Source organism: Streptomyces sp. NPDC052301 (genome assembly GCF_044593395.1).
Lineage (GTDB): Bacteria > Actinomycetota > Actinomycetes > Streptomycetales > Streptomycetaceae > Streptomyces.
In genome coordinates this window covers 89,256-106,707 of the sequence record NZ_JBIUBE010000021.1, presented here as the reverse complement: position 1 = coordinate 106,707, position 17,452 = coordinate 89,256, and the positions used below count along the sequence as shown (strand labels likewise).

The window sequence follows — 17,452 nt, the reverse complement described above, 5'->3', positions numbered from 1 at the left end:
CGCACGGTGCGGCGCGGACGCTCCTCGACGAGCCCACCACCGACGACCTGATACAGGCGGCACAGGCCCTGCTCGACGGGAAGGCCGCGCGACGCGCTGCCCGTATCCCGTTCGTGTGATCGTAGTGTGCGTGCAGTGCGGGCGCCCGGGGAAAATTCCGGGCGCCGACCGCCCTGCGCCTGGCTGCATCGCCTCCTGTGGGCTGTGGGGGTGGTCCCGCGGCGGAGAAGTGGGCGCCGGACCACCCAGGCCCCGCCGGTGCATGGAGCGGGCAAAACACATGTCCACGGCTCGGTTCCGAGCGAGCCGGGGTTCAGAGCGCGGTCGACGCACGAAGTGCTTCTCGCCAGGCCAAGTCGATCATGTTGTTGGGGTGATCAAAGACTGTGTCAGGGGGGTAAGTGCTGAGGTAACCCGGTGGCCTGCATCGACTCGTGAATGCGAGGACGCCGTGGCGTAGTCCGTGGCAGCGACCGGAAGGCCGGGCGGTATGGCGCATACGCGTGCGGATGCGAGGACCAGGCATCCTCGTCATGAGCGCAGGGGAGAGGCCCGCCTGCCGGCGGTGGTCGCGACACTTGCCGCGATCACCCTGTACCTGGTTCTGCCGCAACGCTTGTTGATCGCTCCGCGTTACGTGCTCCCCGCCCTGGAGTGCCTGTTGCTCATTCCGCTCATCGCGATCAACCCCAAACGTCTGACCCGGCAGACGAAGGTCTTCCGGGTGCTCTCACTGACGCTCGTAGCCGTCATTGCGATCAGCAATCTCGTAGCGTTGGTCATCCTGATCCACGAGCTGGTGTACGCCGGGGTGAAGGATGGCCGCTCACTGCTGGTGGCGGCCCTGCAGGTCTGGCTCACCAACATCATCGTGTTCGGTCTGGCCTACTGGGAGCTGGACCGGGGCGGTCCGGTCATTCGCACCCAGGCGCCCCGCTCCGCGCTGCCCCTGGCGGACTTCCGTTTCTCACAGGACGAGAACGACGACGCCGTCCAAGAGGTCGCCGACGGTGCCAGCGGCGCCTCGGACTGGGTTCCCACCCTGGTGGACTACCTGTATGTGTCCGTCACCAACTCCACGGCCTTCAGCCCGACCGACACCATGCCACTGTCGACACGCGCCAAGGTCATGATGGCCATTCAGAGCATCTCCGCCCTCCTGACCTCACTCCTCGTCATTGCGCGGGCCGTCAGCATCCTGCACTGACTGCGGTTCACCGCGACGCAGGGCAGTCGGCAAGTGCCTGGTCCGGGTGATGGAATTCGCCGTTGGCGTCTTCGACTTCGAGGCGCTCCACGGCTTCGTGCAGGGCCTGGGGATGGCGGACACGTGGCTGGATGGGCCAGGTGGGGCGAAGGCGATGTCGAGGACGAGGACGCGGACGATGTCGTAGTCCAGGTCGAGGGCCCGCATCAAGCAGTGGGCCGCCACCGCCCCGCCGGCCGACCACGCGGGCATCCTGCGCCGCTGGGAACTGTTCAACGATGCCTGTACCCTCACCGCTGTCGTGGCGTTCGCTCTTCTCACCTTCCTGGCTCTGCGAGCGACCGCTCCATGCCAGATGGCAGAGAATCCGCAGGAAACGACCTGATCTCGTGGCCAGCGCCTCCGTGCGGCGGAACCAAGGCCCGCTCGGACGCGGCAGCCGGCCGACTGATCGCCCGGTCGGCGAGTGAAGTGTAGGGGCTTGTGCGGCGGTGCTCGCGGAACTTGTGTGTGGTACCGGCTCGCCGACCATCCTCGAATGCCCCACTCGTTGAAGCGACAGGCGGTACTGGCACACGAGGCTACCCGAGCACCGTTGACGTGGCCGTTCAACTACACCTGCGGGCGCTTGGTGACACATGACAATCGGATCGACTAGCGAGAGTTGGAGCAGGCACGCGACCGGGCCCCGCCTTGGCGTGCCGATCCATCCATGTTCGAGTCTGCTCTGCATCTCTTGCGCTCTGCCTCACCGGAGTCCATCCGACAGCCGTGATGGCTACGTCCGTCATCACGGCTGTCGGATGGACTGCAAAGAAGTTCCGCCGATCGCGGACCGAGCCTCTGCGGCTCCCTGCCGAAACCACAGGCGAGGCCTGCTGCTCCCGTACGACACCGCACCAAGAGGCAGGCGGTTCTTGAGGTAGCAGCCCTACGCCGGGCTGGCATCGGTGCACGCCACCAGCCCGGCTGTCCTTTCCGGGCTAGTCCGAGCTGTTGCGCTGCTCGTTGCCGTCGGCCCTGCCGGACACCGACTGTGCGCGGGGGCGAAGCCGGTCCTGGCCGTCTGGCCGGAGGGAGCCCTCGCGGCCCCGGACTGGATCCGCGTGGCTGCCTCCCTTGCCATCCGCACGTGGCCTTTCTAGCCCCGCCTTGTCCTCTGCCCATGGCGACCGCCTCGACTTTCGTCATCCGAGGGCAGCACTCCGAACGCGCCCGGACTGCCGCCTTAGGACTGGCATCATGGGGCGATGAAACGGCTGCCCCTTGTTGTGCTCGTGCTCTTGATAGCAGGCGCAGGCTGCTCGTCCGGAGCTTCGAAGGCCTCGGAGTCGTCTGCCAGTCCGTCGCCGACGAAGCGCTACCTCCACCCGACGCATGACCTGTACCGGGTCACGAGCGACTGCGAGGTGGGCGGAGAACCCCAGATCAGCTTCTGGCTCAAGAACCACGCTGACCATGCGACGGCGTACGACATCCGGTACGACTTCCTCGACAGACACGGGAAGGTCGTCGGCCATGTCGAAGGCGTCTTCTCCGTATCCCCCCACCAAGTGCTTGGCGACGAGGCGCTCTACAGCGACGGCGGCCGCTGCGGGCAGTCCTTCCGACTTGCCTACGTCAACGCCTACGACAACACGAGCGATGGCGCCGACCAGCCCCATTTCTGAGCAGTGATCGTTTTCAGCGTTGCCTCTCCAGGGTGAGGACGGCTTTGGCGATGGCGGTCATGCGGTTGGGGCTGATGCAGGATCTGCGGAAGATCTGCCAGGATTTCAGTCGCGCCATGCCGCGTTCGACGGGAGCTCGGGCCTGGGCGAGGGCACGGTTCACGGTGCGCTGGGTGAGTTCCCGCCGGGCAAACGTCTCAGGCCAGTGGTGACGTGCGGGCCGGCACCGGTGTAGGCGCGGTCGGCGAGGATGGGGACGCCCTGGCGTTCGGCCTGCAGTTCAAGACGATGTCCTCCCCGCCGACGCGGGGGTGATCCGTAACAGCGCAGAGGAGGCAGTGGCAGGGTGGGGAACCCTGCCGCCTCAGGCTGTTCCGCAGAGATCGTGCAGCGTTGCGTGCGGCTGCCGACTAGGCAGTGTCTTGACGATCATGAGCGTGCCCGGATCCGGGCGTTCCCGACCGCCTTGGAGCACTCCGTTGATTACCTGCCGATGGTCCCGCCATCGGCCACAGCGTCGGTTGCTCACTGGCGGGAGCGGCGCAAGTCGCTCCCAGTGGGCGTCAGTTAGATCACCCCTATGATCCACAGTCCTATCAACGACTCAACTGATCGGCATGACACTGCCTTACTCCTGATCCACAGTCAGGAGCGGAGCCGTCGGAGAAAGCCGGGAGCGCGCATCGAAGATCGCTGGGTAGAGTGCAGGCGCTTTGCCCCGATGACCCCGTCGCCGAGGAGGCCGTCCCATGGAACCCGTCACGCTGATCACCGGCGGCTCGACCGGAATCGGCGCCGCCACCGCCCGCGCCCTGCTCAAGCAGGGCCACCGCGTGGCCGTCACCGGACGCGACGCGGGCAAGCTGGCCGCCTTCGCCACCACCGCCGCGGAGGCGGGCGAGCGGCTGCTGGTGATCACCGGCGACGCCAGCGAAGCGGACGCCGTCGCCGCCGCCGTCCGCCACGTGCTGGACACCTGGGGCCAGCTGGACAACGTCATAGCCAACGCTGGTTTCTCCCTGCCCGGCAACCTGGAGACCCACGCCCCTGAGGACATGCGCGCCATGATCCTCACCAACGTCCTGGGCCCCGCCCTGCTGATCCATGAGACCCTGCCCCACCTGAGGACCTCCAAGGGCCGCATCGTGATCATCGGCTCGGTCGCCGGCGTCCGCCACACGCCCGGCAACCTCTACTCCGTGACCAAGTGGGCCGCCCACGCCCTCGCCGAGAACACCCGTCTCCTGGTCGGCCAGGACGGAGTCGGCGTCACCGTTGTCGCCCCCGGCATCGTGGACACCCCCTTCTGGCACGCCCGCGGCGGCACTCCCGAGGCAGCCGCCACGATGACCGCCGAGCAGATCGCGGACACCATTGTGTTCGCCATCAACCAGCCCGCGGGCGTGGACATCAACCACATCACGGTGCGGCCGACGGGGCAGGTTGGCTGAGGTAGAGCTCCCACGGGCCCTACGGAGGCGCCTTTGGCTCCGCCAAGCATGGTGTGGCGCGGGCCGGGGGGCTTGCCGAAGTGCGGTCTGAAGGCGATCCACCGGTCGCTCTCCACCCTCGCCCGGCTCAACCCCAGCACCTGGGCGACGGCGGCCTTGAGGTTGTCGTAGCGCACCCGGCCCCGAGGGACCCCGCCCAGCACCCGCAGCGCGTGCACGTGGCCCTCGAAGAAGGCTTCCTGACCAGCCGAGGCGAACACGCGGTGGACGGCCTTGCCCGAATACGACAGACGGAAGGAGAACAAATAGCAGGTCACCAGTTCTCCCACCAGCCGCACGGCCACGTCACCGAAGTCGACCATCCGCCTCCATGCCAGGCGGATGGGTCTGCGGGATGAACGCCTCGATGGGCGTTTCCCGCCTCCACCGCGATCTGCGTCTTCCGGTCGGCGACATAGCGCCTGACCATCGGATAGGACACGTCGGCGCCATGTTCCTCAAGCAGCCGGTGGAAAATCCGAGTGACCGTGTGCCGCTGCTTGCGCGGCGCGTCCAGGTCCGCCCGCAGGATCCCGTCGATCACGCCCTTGTACGGATCCAGCGCCGATGGCCGCGGCGGCAGCGGCTTGCGCGGCTCCGGCCAGGCTGAGTCCAGGGCCTTGCGCACCCTCCGCCAGGCAACGTTGTGCTTGCGCTCCAACTCCCGCATCGTCATGCCGGCTCGGTGGTCCCGCCGCATCGCCGCGCACAGCTCGACCTTCGACATCTGCGGCATGACCAGGGCCTTTCACCGGGAACACCCCGATGCTGTCCTGGCAAGCCCCCCACTGCCTTCAAAACTGATTAGACACTCCCCCTGCCGCCCAATCACACGGCGGCATCCTGGGGGCCTGCCCAGCGCCGCAGGCCCCCAGGCCGTCACACGGCCTCGGATCGAAGAAGGTCGAACTCCCTCACATCTGACAGGCTTTCTTCGAGTTCAGATCGACTGTAGTTCAGGTAAATGAGTGTCGAGTATTCAGGGAACTCCGACTCCGTGAGCACTCCGTCCTCATCGCGCACATTTCCCTCGATCGAGATCTCTGCGCCATCGATATAGCGATGGAGGAAGTACTCTCCACCCTTATACGAACTCTCCCTTAGATCCAGCCCGATTTTCAGGGCTGCACCTGCCAACTCTGCCGCTTCAGGAACCTTGAGTCCCTTCGCACCGAGCAGAGTAAAGCGCGATTTCATCACTTCACCTCTGAGATCCTCTTACGGCAGCGACCGAGCCGTAGATCATGAAGTTGACCTCGCGGTTGGTCTACTTCGAGAGGCTGCCTCTCAGTCGCCCCAACCCCATCTTCGCCAAATCGGCTCCCTTCAGCGGGCCCGTCCGCGTGCCAACGGATCTGAGGTCTATCCCAGCTTCTTTGGCGCGCGCCGTTGTCCTTGCCCACGAACTCACCACCGGCATAACCGCTGTGTCCTGGCCGCGCATACCGGTGACCACACTGTGCACAGCATCGACATGGACGTCCTCACCCGTGTGGGCGGGCACTCGCCTCACCAGAGCACAGAGCTGCTCGACCGGCTGGTCGCCATGCACGCACTGAGGGCCTGGCGCCAGCTCCGGGACACCGACGAGGTGCTCTGAGAACTGTCCACACAGCACACCAGGGGCCGGTCGCAGTGCGCCATCCACCGCTTCCCTTTCGGTAGCGCACCGTGACGCGTGATCCGATACGGCTCGGTTAGGGCCTTCGGCCTCGCACGTTTCGGTACACGGTTAGTTCGTGCGGCCTTGCCGGTTGCAAGGCAGCGGCCGGAATCGTTCGCTCAAGACCATACATACCCGTGGCGTATCGCAGTTGAGGCTGCGGGTGTGAGCCTACGATCGCTGGTGATGACCAGTCGTCTGCGAACCCTGGGGCCATTTCATGGCACAGCTTGTCCGTCAGCAGCAGGTCGACGTGTTCGTCGGTTACCACGCGTTCGGGCTGCAGGAATCCGATGATGCCGCCCTGGACCTGCTGTTCCCCGACGACTTCGACTTCGGGACGTTCCTGAGCACTCATCCCGGTCGCCTGGACATCACCAGCGCCGGGCATACCCACTCCGCTGCCCTTACGGTCGAGGTGTGGGACGGGTCCCCGCCGAAGCAGGACCCGGCCGCCTGGGAGGAGCAGGCGGAGGCGGACTTCGAATCGGTCAGCGGCCAGGTTGCTGTGTGGTCGATGAGTCTGGGCCGGTTGGACGACCTGATCACGCTCGCGGAGACGGGCGGGGAGTGGCGGGTGCGGGTCAGTTCCTCGGGGCGGGCCGCGGTCAAGGCTCTGGCGGAGAGCGAGGAGAGCATCCAGGGGGGGAGCGTTACCTGGTGCAGTTCTGGCCTGCCGGCTCGTAGCGCACCGTCGCGGTGGAAGCGACTGGCTCGCTCCCACCGCGATGGAGTGTCAGCCGATGATCTTGACGGTGAAGCCGTCGTCAAGACCGTCGAGGATGCGGTTCTTGGAGTAAAAGCTCTTCAGGATGAGACCGCCGGCCTGGTTGTCTTCCTTGGCGATGGGGTTCACGGAGAAGTTGAACTTCCGCACTCCGGGGTCGTAGGAGTGCTCCGCGGCTCCTTCATAGGTGCTCGCGAACGGGTACTCGTCGCAGTCCCGTGCACCGCCGTGGGAGTAGCCGGCGCCCCAGTAGCGCATGCACTGCTTGTTCGCCGCATTGCGATTGTCGTCGTTGCGTTTGGCGCTCACCGTCCGGTGCAGGGGGTCCTTCACCGTCTGTCCCGGCACCTTCTTCGCCGACATGTACGGCTTCGTGTCCTCTGGCTTCGTGAACGCCGTCTTGATGTGCTGGGCTTCGGCGCGCTCTTCCGCTCCCGGCTTCGCACTCAGGACGAGGGTCGTGTCGTAGCTGAAGGTCGCCGCGCCCTTCTTCTCCGGGTTACCGCCACTGGTGGAATTGGACAGGTCGGACGCCGTGTCCCATCGGGGGGCGAGCAAGAACAGCGTTCCCCCGGTGGCGCCCTTGAGCTTCCACGGCGCTGGCGGCTTGAAGCTGCAGCGGTCCACGTCGTCGGTGGCGCCGGTTGCCGACCAGCGTGCGACCTCTCATCAGCTCGGCGCCTCCAAATGCCTCCGGCCCCCTCGACGTTGGTGTCGAGGAGGCCGGTGCGCAGTAGCGGGGACAGGATTTGAACCTGCGACCTCTGGGTTATGAGCCCAGCGAGCTACCGAGCTGCTCCACCCCGCGTCGGTTCGACCAGCATACGGCATATCCGCAGGCCGGGCGGCCACGGCGCCGGAGCGGACCGTGAAAGGTATGCGCGAGGCGTCTGCAGGGGAATCGAAACCCCTCGGCGGCACCGGAGGCCGGTGTACATGGTGGGTCCGTGGACTCCACCCCTGCCTCAGCTCCAGGGGATGCGCAGGGTCACACTGCGGGCAGCTGGTTCCGCTGCTGGATGCTGAAGCGGACACGACGAAGCCCCGCCGGCCCCATGGGGGCTGACGGGGGCTCCTGCGACAGGTCTCTCAGTAGCGCGTCAGGTCCACGACCACATCGCACAGCGGATCATCGGACGGCTGCTGCTCGTACTCGTTGTCCAGATAGCCGGACGTGATTCCCGCGAGGAGACCGGGGCCGGTGTGGCTGATCACCACATCGGCTCCGTAGGTACGGCTTCCGTCGGCTGCGGTCAGGTACAGTCGCATGCGGTCGTCCCCGGTGACCAACAGCCCCTTGAAGACCGGCAGATCCGGCGTGGGGTCGGCGACCAGAGCACGGACGATGCCTGGAAGTCGCTCGAAGACGCCCTGGTGTTCGAATGTCACAGCTTCGCCCAGGCCGGGCACTTGTTCCCCGGCTGGTTCTTGCAGAACGCATTGATGACGCCGATCGTCTGTCCCCTGCCGACGTCGTACCGCTGGTCCTTCGTCTTGCGCGAGTACTGAACGATCACCCAGATTTTCACCATCCTAGGCCGAGGAACGCCGGTCTCGAACTCTACCCCGCCGTACTCAAGCCGCCCGTGACCGTCGTTCTTCTCGGGGTGTTCGTTGACGACAGCGGCAATCGTGCCGCACTTCTTGATGTTGTGACGGCCGGTGAAGTGCTGCCAGCCGAACTCCGAGTTCCCGAACCGGGTGACGATCTTCCGGCCGGTCGGGTCCTTGGCCTGGCATTTGATGCGCTTGTCCTACGGATGAGGTACTGCGGGCAGCGGGCGCTTGGCAACAGCGGTGTCGGCGGTTGCGGTGGTGACCGGTACGAGCAGTGCCGCTGTGGTGAGCAGCGGCAGCAGAGCACGCGCCTTCAATTCTTCCCCCCGAGGAAAATCGAACAGGTGTTGCGCCGCCGTCGATCTTCAGGGAACCCACAGCAGCCACACAAGGGCACGGCCGCCCTTTGGCCTGTTCTCGACCCCAGAAAAGCGAAAGCCCCGCGGCCGGCCTGGTACCGGTGCGGGGCCACGGTTGCCGTTCATCCCGGCGACGTATTTGAGGGCGGGCTTCAGGTCGGTGTCGGCGGACATGAGAATGCCGACGTCGTAGGCGCCTTCGACCGCGAGCGTGACGAAGTCGAGGCAGAGCTGTAGGTCGATGCCCTTTTCCGGTGCCCTCTCGGCCGGCCAGATCCGTGGCGGGGCCTGTGCCCCCTCGGCCGGCCAGTTCCGTGGCGGGGCTGCGCGCCGCCATTGACTCGCCCGCCTACGACAGTTCCAAGGCGGGTCTGTTCGGACTCACCCGCCATGTCGCCGAGGAGGGTGGGCCGCGCGGGGTCCGCGCCAACCTGGTCGTCCCGGGCCTGATCGACACGCCGATGGGCCGCGAGGCCTCGGCCGGGCGGGCGTCGCGTGTCACCTCGTCCAGCCGTATACCGCTCGGGCGCCAGGGCACCGCCCGGGAGGTGGCCGAGGCCGTCACCTTCCTGCTCTCCGACCGCGCCTCTTACGTCACCGGGCAGAGCCTGGTCGTGGACGGAGGGTTGAGCGCCGTGTGAGCACTCCCGTATCCGATGTCGGTTCGGGGGCGGGTCCCCGGAGGTCAGTGCATCGACCGGGCCCGCCCCCGCCTGCTCACTTCGCGAGCGGGCCGAACTCCTTGCGGGTGTCCACCGGCTTGCCGAACAGCTGCCACCGCTCACCCTTGAACCGCATCAGCTGCATCGTCTCGAGCGGGAAGGCGTCGCCGGGGCCCGTGGACATGGTGACCCCGGGCAGCAGCAGGCCCACCTTCACGTCCTTCAGGTTGCGCACCGCGTCCCGCAGCCCTTCCCTGGTCGGGCACTTCATCGTGTCCAAGGCCTTGTGCAGGCTGGAGGCGACGGCCCAGCCGTAGGCGTTGAACTGGTTGGCCGGGTCGGTGTCTGGCGCGTACTTGTGCAGGGCGTTCTTGTAGGTCTTCACCTCCGGATCGTTCGCCCACTGCGGGTCGGCGGGGTCCTTGAAGTAGGTGGCCGAGACCACGCCCTGCACGTTCTTGAACCCGACGGGCTTGAGCACGGCGGCGGACGAGGCCACGTTGTTCACGATGTGGAGCGGGTTCCACTTGGTGTTCCTGGCGTCGGCGGCGAGGGCCTGGCTGCCGAACTTGGGGGTGGTGACGTCCAGCAGCACGTCCGCCTTGGAGCGGGCGAGGCTCGCCATCTGTGCCGACACGGACGGGTCGGTGACCTCGTAACTCTCCTTGGCGACCACCTTGACGCCGCTGCCGGCGACGGCCTTCTGGAACCCGCCGAGCAGGTCCTTGCCGAAGTCGTCGTTCTGGTAGAGGACCGCCACCTTGGCCTTCGGCTTGCTGTCCTTGAGGTACTTGGCGTACACCCGCGCCTCGGCCACGTAGTTGGGCTGCCAGCCGATGGTCCAGGGGTGCTTGTCGTCCGTGCCCCAGGCGGAGGCGCCCGTGGCGACGAAGGGCTGTGGCACCTTCTGCTTGTTGAGGTAGTCCCACACGGCTGCCGTGGACGGGGTGCCCAGGGTCTGGAACACCGCGAAGACCTTCTCCTGCTCGACGAGTCTACGGGCCTCCTCGACCGCCTTGGGCGGCTGGTAGCCGTCGTCGCGGACGACGAACTCGACCTTGCGGCCGTCTATACCGCCCTTGTCGTTGACGTACTTGAAGTAGGCGGCCACGCCCTTGCTGATCGTGCCGTAGGCAGAGGCCGGTCCCGACAGCGGGTAGATCCCGCCCAGCTTGATGGTCTTGTCGGTGATGCCGGTGGTCTGCTGGCCCTTGCAGGCGCCGCCGGCGGCGGTGTCCTGGGCGTCCTGGTCTCGCCGGCTGCTGCAGGCGGTCGCGGTGAGCAGCACGGCGGTCGCGGCCGCGGCCGCCCGCAGAGCGGTCGTCTTGCGCATGTGATTCATTCCTTTTCCGTGCGGGGCGGTGCGCCCACGGGTTCGGCGTCGACAACTGCGGGGTCCGCGGGGGTGAGGATCGCGGAGGGTTCGCATTCGGCTTGGGACTTCGGCTCCGCATCGGGCGCCGAGTCGGACAGGGACTTCCGCTCCTCGTCGGGCGCGGAGTCGGACGGGGACTTCCGCTCCGCGTCGGGCGCCGAGTCGGACGGGGACTTCCGCTCCGCGTCGGGCGCGGGTCCGGTCTCTGGCGTCCGGTCGGGGGCGGTGGGGCGGGGCAGGCGACGGGCGACTGCGCCCAGGACACGACCCGGCAGACCGGCCAGTCCGGTCGGGGCCACGAGCATCACCGTGATGATCAGCAGGCCGAAGACGACTCCCGGTGCCGCCTCGCTGACGTCCTGCGACACGCTCGGCACGTACATCACGAACGCCGCTCCCAGCAGGGGTCCGTACAGCGAGCCGAGCCCCCCGACCACCAGGCCGGCCAGCAGGGTGATGGACAGCACGAAGCTGAAGGAGTCGGGCGAGACGAAGCCGATCACCCAGGTGTACAGGCACCCGGCGACACCCGCGAACATCGCGCTCCACGCGAAGGCGAGGGTCTTGTGCAGCGACAGCCGCACGCCCATGACCTCGGCGGCGCTCTCGTTGTCCCGCACGGCGAGCAGTGCCCGGCCGACCCGGGACCGCAGCAGGTTGCGGGCGAGCAGCAGGGCCACCGCGGTGACGGCGAGGACGACGAAGTACATCCACTGGTCCTCGGCCAGACCGCTCCACGCGGGCGGCTGCAGCTTGTCCACGGTCAGGCCCATGGAGCCGCCCGTCACCGGTTCGAGCCGCTTGAGCAACGGCGGCAGGAACACCGCGAACGAGAGGGTGACCAGGGCCAGGTACAGCCCGCGCAGCCGCAGCGCGGGCACGCCGAACCCGAGGCCCAGCAGGAAGCATCCGGCGGCCGCGACCGGCAGCGTGGCCAGATGGCCGATGTCGTACCGGTCGAGCATCACTGCTGTCGTGTAGGCCCCCGCCGCGAAGAAGGCGCCGTGCCCGAGCGAGATCTGTCCGCCGAAGCCGACCAGCAGGTTCAGCCCGGCCAGCGCCACGGCGTACAGCAGCACCATGGTCAGCTGGAAGACCTGGAAGGGGGCGAAGTAGAACGGTGCGCCTACCGCGGCTGCCGCCGCGAGCAGGACGATGAGCGCGGCCCGCAGGCGTCGGGCGCGGTCCGTGCCGAGGACTGTGGTGATCGTGCTCATGCGCGCTCCACCGCCGCCCGTCCGAACAGGCCCTGGGGCCGGACCAGCAGCACCGCCAGGATGATCACCAGGGGAACGCCGACCTTGAGGTCCTCGCCGATCACGTCCACGTACGCGCCGGTCAGCGTCTCGGCGACGCCCACGAACAGGCCTCCGACGACCGCACCGACCGGGCTGTCGAAGCCCCCGAGGGTGGCCGCGGCGAAGGCGTAGATCAGCACGCCGCCCATCATGTTGGGCTCCAGGAACAGCACCGGGGCGACGAGCACGCCCGAGACCGCGCCGACCGTCGCGGCCAGCCCCCAGCCGAGCATCAGCACCCGTCCCACCCGGATGCCCGACAGCCGGGCGGAGGCCGGGTTGCAGGCGACCGCCCGCATCACCAGGCCGACGGAGGTGTGCTGGAACAGCAGATACAGCAGGCCCATCACGACGGCCACCACTCCGAGGATCCCGAGCGTCGACCAGTCCAGACGCACCCCGGCCAGGTCGAGCCCACCGTCGGGGAACGGCTGCGGGAAGTCCTTCACGGTGAACGACCAGATCAGGCCGGCCAACGCGTTGACGAAGATGAACAGGCCGACCGTGACGATGACCACCGTCAGCTCGGGCGCGCCCTGCACGGGACGGATGACGATCCGCTCGACCAGCATGCCGCCGGCGAAGGACACCCCGAGGGTGGCGGGCAGCGCGAGCCAGAACGGCATTCCGGACGCCACCAGCTGCCATGCGACGTACGTGGACAGCATGGCCAGCTCGCCCTGGGCGAAGTTGACGATCCCGGTGAACCGGTAGATCAGCACCAGGGCCAGCGCCAGGCTGGCGTACACCGCGCCGGAGCCCAGGCCTTCCACCACTTGCTGGAGAAGATCGGTCACGGTGCTCACCCGGCCTTCCGGGAGCGGACGGAGACGCCGAGGTACACCTCAGCGACCTGCTCGTCCTCGCGGATCCGTGCGGCCGGTCCGGACAGCACCAGGCGGCCGGCCTCCAGTACGTGGGCCCGGTGCGCGATGTCCAGCGCCAGCTGGGCGTTCTGCTCGACGACGACCACGGTGGTGCGTTCCTCCTCGTTGACGGCACGGACGATCTCGAACAGCTCACGGGTGACCAGCGGCGCCAGCCCCAGGGACGGCTCGTCCAGGAGCAGCAGCGAGGGCCGCAGCATCAGCGCCCTGCCGATGGCGAGCATCTGCTGCTCCCCGCCGCTGAGACTGCCGGCGGCCTGCCGTGACCGCTCACGCAGTTTGGGGAAGTAGTCGTAGATCCGTTCCAGGTCGGCCGCCACGGCCGCGCGCCCGGCACTGCCTCGGCGCCGGGTGTGGGCGCCGACGCGCAGGTTCTCCTCGACGGTCAGGTCGTTGAAGGTGCCCCGGCCCTCGGGGACGTGCGCCACACCGAGCCTGGCGGCCTGCTCCGGCGAGCGGCCCAGCAGCTCGGTGCCGTCCAGGGTGACCGAGCCGCGGCCGCGGACCATGCCGCTCAGTGCCCGCAGTGTCGTGGTCTTGCCCGCGCCGTTCGGTCCGAGGATCGCGCACACCTCACCGCGGGTGACGGAGAAGTCGAGGCCCTGCAGCACGCGGGCCTGACCGTATCCGGCGTGCAGTCCGGAGACCTTGAGAAAGTCCGGCTCCGTGCGCTCGGTGGTGGACTCGCTCATGCGGCCACCCCCAGGTACGCCTCGACGACCGCCGGGTCGCGCTGGATCTCCTCCGGCGAGCCCTCGGCGATCTTGCGGCCGAAATCGAGGCAGACCACCTTGTCGCACAGGCCCATCACGAAGCCCATGTGGTGTTCGACCACCACGAGCGTGAGATCGAACTCCTGGCGCACCGAGCGGACCAGATCCGCGAATTGGTCGACCTCGCCGTGGCTGAGCCCGTTGACGGGTTCGTCGAGCAGCAGCAGCCGCGGCCGTACCGCGAGCGCCCGGGCGAGTTCGACGCGTTTGAGCGTGCCGAACGGCAGCCCGGAGGCGGGGTGGTCGGCGACGTCCGCCAGGCCGAGCCGCCGTAGCAGGTCGTCCGCGTGGTCACGTAGTTCTCTCTCCTCCCGCCGGACGCGGGGCAGCCGGAGCCCCGCGGCGAGGTGTCCGGTGCGCCCCCGGCTGTGGGCGCCCACCATGACGTTCTCCCGGACCGTGAGCCGCGGGAACAGGCCGAGGTTCTGGAAGGTGCGGGCGATACCGCGCCCGGCCACGGCGTGCGGCGGAAGGGCGAGCAGGTCCTCACCCTCGAACTGCACCGTTCCCTCATCGGGGGTGCAGCGCCTGGTGAGGCAGTTGAACAAGGTGGTCTTGCCGGCTCCGTTGGGCCCGATGAGCCCTACGGCGGTGCTCGGCTCGACGGTGAACGCGACACCGTCGAGTGCCGTGATCCCGCCGAAGCGCACGGTGATACCGTCGACCGCGAGCATGAGTGACGCCCCTTCCGACGTGCTGGGGGGTGGGCGAGCGTCACAGTAGGTGGGCGCGTTCCAGCCGCACATTGGTTGTGAGCACCCAACTTCCCGGTCACCGGACTGTGCGCCGCGCACAGGTGCCGGGAGATGTCTCACGCCGGGCCTGTTGACGGAGCACGAGGCGAACGGCGCCGATCGGCGCCATGTCTCGCCGTGCCGTCCTCGGCACTCCCCCACTCTCCGAACCGCTCCGCCGGGAGCGGCGGCTGCTCCTGCACGCCGTCCACGACCGGGTCGAGGAGGTGGCGGAGACCGCCGTCGAGGTGATGCGCGCAGAGATCCCGTCGTACGCACTGCAGGACGAGCGGTTCTTCGACGACGTACGGGATCAGGTGCTCGAGCACTACCGGATGCAGTTGGCGGCGCTGGCCGGCGACCGGGACATCGCCCCGGAGGACCTGGTCTTCAGCCGGGCGGCAGCCATGCGGCGAGCACGCGCCGGGTTCGCCCTGGAGGACTGGATCAGTGCCTTCCGGGTCGGCCGGCAGGTGCTGTGGGACGCGCTGCTGGAGTGCGCGGGCACGTCCGCCGAGGCCCAGCAGGCCGCGCTGTCCCTCGTCACCCCGCTGATGCGGTACGTCGACTACGCCAGCACCCATGCCGCGCAGGCCTACGTCGAGTACCAGCAGCACGTGGTGGCGGACGCGGACCGGGAGCGGCGGGATCTCCTCGACCAGCTCCTGGCCGGCGTGGCACCGACACGCGGTCCGCTGTTCGCCGCGGCACAGGCGTACGGCATCGGACCGCGCTCGCCGATGATGGCGGTCGTGGCGGTGTGTGTGGGCGACACGCGCACCGGGGACCTCACCACGGCCGAGAACGGGTACGCCACCAGCGCGTCGATCAGCGTCGCCGGGCCCTGGGCCGGCAGAACCCTGGTCGTCGTGCGTCACGACGAGGTGGTGGCCGTGCCAGTGGTCCGGGCCGGTATGAGCGCGAAGGACATCTGCGCCCACTTCGAGGCGGTGCAGATGCGGCTGGCGCGGGAGGGGACCCTGCTCTCCATGGGCATCAGCACGGTCGCCCGGGGCGCGTCCGAACTGCCGCGCGCCTATGAGGAGGCGCGGGGCGCCCTCGATCTGGTACCGGGCGGGGGCGGGGTGGCGGCGCTGCCACGGCTGTCCCCGTTCGACTACCTGGCGCTGCGCGCCGACGACCTCGCCCGTCAGCTGGTCGATCCCCGGGTACGGGCGCTGCTGGAGGAGGACCGCAGACGTGGCGACACGCTGGCCGCCACGATTCGGGCCTTCGCGGAGGCGGACCTCAATCTGCGGCTGGCCGCCGACCGGCTGCGGGTGCACCACAACACGGCGCACTACCGGTTGCGCCGGATCGAGGAACGCACCGGCCGCAATCCGCGCCGGATCGCCGACCTCCTGGAACTGCTGGTCGCCCTCGCCATCCGCGACGGGGCCGGGGAAGGCGGGGATTGCCAGTGAGCGGCATCGTGGAGTCTGCTGGGGCCGAGGCGACACGTCAGCGGCCGGAGAGGCAGGCAAGCATGGTCCCCTCGGAGGGCCACGCCGGTGAGGACCGCTCGAGCCGGCGTGCGCTGCTGGACGCCGCGCTGGAGGTGTTCACCGAGCGCGGCTACACCGACGCCGGTCTCACCGAGATCGCGGCGCGCTCCGGCATCCCGGTGGGCAGCCTCTTCCAGCACTACGGCGGAAAGCGAGGGCTTTACCTCGCCCTGTGGGAGGAGTTCCGGGAAGAGCAGCAGGGCAGGACCGCGGCCACGCTGGCCGCCGAGCGCAGCCGTGGGGTGGACGACCCGATCGCCCTCTTCGTGGCGGGAGCCAGGGCGTATCTGGAGGGCGCCTGGGACAACCGGCGGCTCGGCGGACTCCTCGCGCGGGACGACGGCCCCGCGGGCTTCGACGCGCTGCGCCGCCAGTGGGACCGCGCATGGGTACGGCGCAACGCCCGGCTCCTGGAAGTGGACGAGCAGCGACGCGCCGGGCGGGTCCGGGTGAGCGTGCTGACCACCGTCATCGGAGGGGCGGCGCGCGAACTGGCCGACTGCGGGGACGAGACGGAGGCCCGGGAGATCGTGGACGAGGTGTGCGGCATCCTGATCCATCTGTCGGCGCCGCCCGGCTGAAACGCCCGGTTCATGCCTGCCCGGGGTGCCGGCGGAACTCGACGGCGCGGGCCTCGCACACTTCGAGGCGCACGCTCATTGACCGGCCGGATCCGGTCGGAGACGGGCGACCCGGTGAAGTCGACGCCGAGGTTTCGAGCCAACGGCTCACCACCCCGGCGTCGGTTCCCACGACGTCCGCTAGACGCCCGTGCCGGCTCCTCGCCTGAACGAGAGCGCGTCACCGAGGAGTTGCCCGCCGTCGATCACCAACGTCTCGCCGGTGATCCAACTCGCGGCGTCCGAGACGAGAAAGGCGACCGCCGAGGCGATGTCGGCAGGCTCCCCTATGCGCCCGAGCGCCGTAGCGGCGGACACGGCCTGCTCGTGCTCCTTCCACAGAGTCTCGGCCAGCTTCGTGCGCACCACACCCGGTGCCACCGCGTTGACGCGAACCTTCGGCGAGAGTTCCAGGGCCAGTTGCTTCGTGAGGTGGATCAGTGCGGCCTTCGACGCGTTGTACAACCCGATGTTCGCCTCGAAGGCCATGCCACCGACCGACGCGGTGTTGACCACCGCGCCACCGTGCTCGCCCATCCAGGCCCGCGTGGCCAGACCCGTCCACAGGACGGGAGCCCACAGGTTCACGTCGAAGGTCTTGGCGAACCGGCCGTGGTCCTGGTCGATGACGGGACCGAAGGCCGGGTTGGTCCCCGCGTTGTTGACGAGGATGTCCAGGCTCCCGAAGCGCTCGAGCGTCACATCGACACAGCGGCGGGCCGCTTCTTCGTCGACGGCGTGCGCGCCGACGCCGACCGCCGTGCCCCCGACCTGGGCCGCGGCGGCGTCCGCCGCCTCCTGGGACCGGGAGGTGAGGACGACGTTTCCGCCGGCCGCGGCGATGGCCTGGGCGATCGCCAGCCCGATACCGCGCGAGGCGCCGGTGACGACGGCGGTGCGACCGGTGAGATCGAGTCCGTTCATC

At 68.5% G+C, this 17,452-nt stretch carries 19 protein-coding genes, 1 tRNA gene and 2 pseudogenes; 8 read left to right on the top strand and 14 right to left on the bottom strand.

The features are described 5' to 3' along the window. Positions 1-565: 565 nt before the first annotated feature. Together ACIHEJ_RS37805 and ACIHEJ_RS37800 are read left to right on the top strand one after the other, a co-directional pair. The gene (locus ACIHEJ_RS37805) at positions 566-1,207 is read left to right on the top strand and encodes a hypothetical protein (RefSeq protein WP_400142375.1); all 642 of its coding nucleotides are present in this window, start codon (positions 566-568) and stop codon (positions 1,205-1,207) included. 1,250 nt (positions 1,208-2,457) lie between these two features. Next, complete coding sequence (locus ACIHEJ_RS37800; protein WP_400142374.1) at positions 2,458-2,877, top strand: hypothetical protein; 420 nt, start codon at positions 2,458-2,460, stop codon at positions 2,875-2,877. 13 nt (positions 2,878-2,890) lie between these two features. On the opposite strand, the pseudogene ACIHEJ_RS37795 reads toward ACIHEJ_RS37800, so the two are convergent. Both ACIHEJ_RS37795 and ACIHEJ_RS37790 read right to left on the bottom strand, forming a co-directional pair. Next, positions 2,891-3,150: pseudogene (locus ACIHEJ_RS37795) on the bottom strand (transposase family protein); the annotation flags it as partial. A gap of 196 nt (positions 3,151-3,346) precedes the next feature. Continuing rightward, a pseudogene (locus tag ACIHEJ_RS37790) lies at positions 3,347-3,466 on the bottom strand (IS5/IS1182 family transposase); the annotation flags it as partial. 160 nt (positions 3,467-3,626) lie between these two features. Here ACIHEJ_RS37790 and ACIHEJ_RS37785 point away from each other — a divergent pair. Further along, entirely contained in the window at positions 3,627-4,328 is a 702-nt protein-coding gene (locus tag ACIHEJ_RS37785; RefSeq protein WP_400142373.1) for an SDR family oxidoreductase, read from the top strand. 313 nt (positions 4,329-4,641) lie between these two features. Here the strand turns inward: ACIHEJ_RS37785 and ACIHEJ_RS37780 are convergent, their stop codons facing one another. Both ACIHEJ_RS37780 and ACIHEJ_RS37775 read right to left on the bottom strand, forming a co-directional pair. Beyond that, positions 4,642-5,094, bottom strand: coding sequence for a hypothetical protein (locus ACIHEJ_RS37780; RefSeq protein ID WP_400142372.1), 453 nt, complete (start codon positions 5,092-5,094; stop codon positions 4,642-4,644). Between the two features lie 152 nt (positions 5,095-5,246). After that, a complete protein-coding gene (locus ACIHEJ_RS37775; protein ID WP_400142371.1) occupies positions 5,247-5,564 on the bottom strand; it encodes a hypothetical protein in 318 nt (105 codons plus the stop codon). A 262-nt stretch (positions 5,565-5,826) separates the two neighbouring features. Here ACIHEJ_RS37775 and ACIHEJ_RS37770 point away from each other — a divergent pair, with 262 nt between their 5' ends. Further along, positions 5,827-5,967, top strand: coding sequence for a hypothetical protein (locus ACIHEJ_RS37770; protein ID WP_400142370.1), 141 nt, complete (start codon positions 5,827-5,829; stop codon positions 5,965-5,967). Between the two features lie 799 nt (positions 5,968-6,766). Here ACIHEJ_RS37770 and ACIHEJ_RS37765 read toward each other — a convergent pair. The 4 genes from ACIHEJ_RS37765 to ACIHEJ_RS37750 form a co-directional block, all read right to left on the bottom strand. Then, positions 6,767-7,384 (bottom strand): hypothetical protein, encoded by a 618-nt coding sequence (locus ACIHEJ_RS37765; RefSeq protein ID WP_400142369.1) that lies wholly within the window; start codon positions 7,382-7,384, stop codon positions 6,767-6,769. 107 nt (positions 7,385-7,491) lie between these two features. After that, positions 7,492-7,565, bottom strand: a tRNA-Met gene (locus tag ACIHEJ_RS37760). Between the two features lie 281 nt (positions 7,566-7,846). After that, positions 7,847-8,146 carry a hypothetical protein gene (locus tag ACIHEJ_RS37755; RefSeq protein ID WP_400142367.1) on the bottom strand — a complete coding sequence of 100 codons (300 nt, stop codon included), beginning with the start codon at positions 8,144-8,146 and terminating at the stop codon, positions 7,847-7,849. Then, positions 8,143-8,274, bottom strand: a complete 132-nt coding sequence (locus ACIHEJ_RS37750) for a hypothetical protein (protein ID WP_400142365.1) — start codon at positions 8,272-8,274, stop codon at positions 8,143-8,145. The genes ACIHEJ_RS37755 and ACIHEJ_RS37750 overlap by 4 nt, the downstream gene beginning before the upstream one ends. Positions 8,275-8,343: 69 nt before the next feature. Between ACIHEJ_RS37750 and ACIHEJ_RS37745 the strand changes: the two genes are divergently transcribed. Both ACIHEJ_RS37745 and ACIHEJ_RS37740 read left to right on the top strand, forming a co-directional pair. Continuing rightward, positions 8,344-8,910, top strand: coding sequence for a hypothetical protein (locus tag ACIHEJ_RS37745; RefSeq protein ID WP_400142363.1), 567 nt, complete (start codon positions 8,344-8,346; stop codon positions 8,908-8,910). 53 nt (positions 8,911-8,963) lie between these two features. After that, complete coding sequence (locus tag ACIHEJ_RS37740) at positions 8,964-9,314, top strand: SDR family oxidoreductase (protein WP_400142361.1); 351 nt, start codon at positions 8,964-8,966, stop codon at positions 9,312-9,314. Between the two features lie 76 nt (positions 9,315-9,390). Here ACIHEJ_RS37740 and ACIHEJ_RS37735 read toward each other — a convergent pair whose 3' ends face one another. The 5 genes from ACIHEJ_RS37735 to ACIHEJ_RS37715 are packed head-to-tail and all read right to left on the bottom strand — an operon-like array spanning position 9,391 to position 14,342. After that, complete coding sequence (locus ACIHEJ_RS37735) at positions 9,391-10,668, bottom strand: ABC transporter substrate-binding protein (protein ID WP_400142359.1); 1,278 nt, start codon at positions 10,666-10,668, stop codon at positions 9,391-9,393. 5 nt (positions 10,669-10,673) lie between these two features. Then, entirely contained in the window at positions 10,674-11,927 is a 1,254-nt protein-coding gene (locus tag ACIHEJ_RS37730) for a branched-chain amino acid ABC transporter permease (protein ID WP_400142357.1), read from the bottom strand. Continuing rightward, positions 11,924-12,805, bottom strand: coding sequence for a branched-chain amino acid ABC transporter permease (locus ACIHEJ_RS37725; RefSeq protein ID WP_400142355.1), 882 nt, complete (start codon positions 12,803-12,805; stop codon positions 11,924-11,926). The genes ACIHEJ_RS37730 and ACIHEJ_RS37725 overlap by 4 nt, the downstream gene beginning before the upstream one ends. Positions 12,806-12,810: 5 nt before the next feature. Next, on the bottom strand, positions 12,811-13,587 hold the full coding sequence (locus ACIHEJ_RS37720; RefSeq protein WP_400142353.1) for an ABC transporter ATP-binding protein: 777 nt from the start codon (positions 13,585-13,587) through the stop codon (positions 12,811-12,813). Beyond that, entirely contained in the window at positions 13,584-14,342 is a 759-nt protein-coding gene (locus tag ACIHEJ_RS37715; RefSeq protein ID WP_400142351.1) for an ABC transporter ATP-binding protein, read from the bottom strand. Before ACIHEJ_RS37715 ends, ACIHEJ_RS37720 begins: the two co-directional genes overlap by 4 nt. A 188-nt stretch (positions 14,343-14,530) precedes the next feature. Between ACIHEJ_RS37715 and ACIHEJ_RS37710 the strand changes: the two genes are divergently transcribed. Together ACIHEJ_RS37710 and ACIHEJ_RS37705 are read left to right on the top strand one after the other, a co-directional pair. Beyond that, on the top strand, positions 14,531-15,826 hold the full coding sequence (locus ACIHEJ_RS37710; RefSeq protein ID WP_400142349.1) for a PucR family transcriptional regulator: 1,296 nt from the start codon (positions 14,531-14,533) through the stop codon (positions 15,824-15,826). 62 nt (positions 15,827-15,888) lie between these two features. After that, a complete protein-coding gene (locus tag ACIHEJ_RS37705) occupies positions 15,889-16,488 on the top strand; it encodes a TetR/AcrR family transcriptional regulator (protein WP_400142347.1) in 600 nt (199 codons plus the stop codon). A gap of 180 nt (positions 16,489-16,668) precedes the next feature. Here ACIHEJ_RS37705 and ACIHEJ_RS37700 read toward each other — a convergent pair whose 3' ends face one another. Next, positions 16,669-17,451: an SDR family oxidoreductase gene (locus tag ACIHEJ_RS37700; protein WP_400142345.1), complete on the bottom strand. Its 783-nt coding sequence runs from the start codon at positions 17,449-17,451 to the stop codon at positions 16,669-16,671. Position 17,452 lies beyond the last annotated feature (1 nt).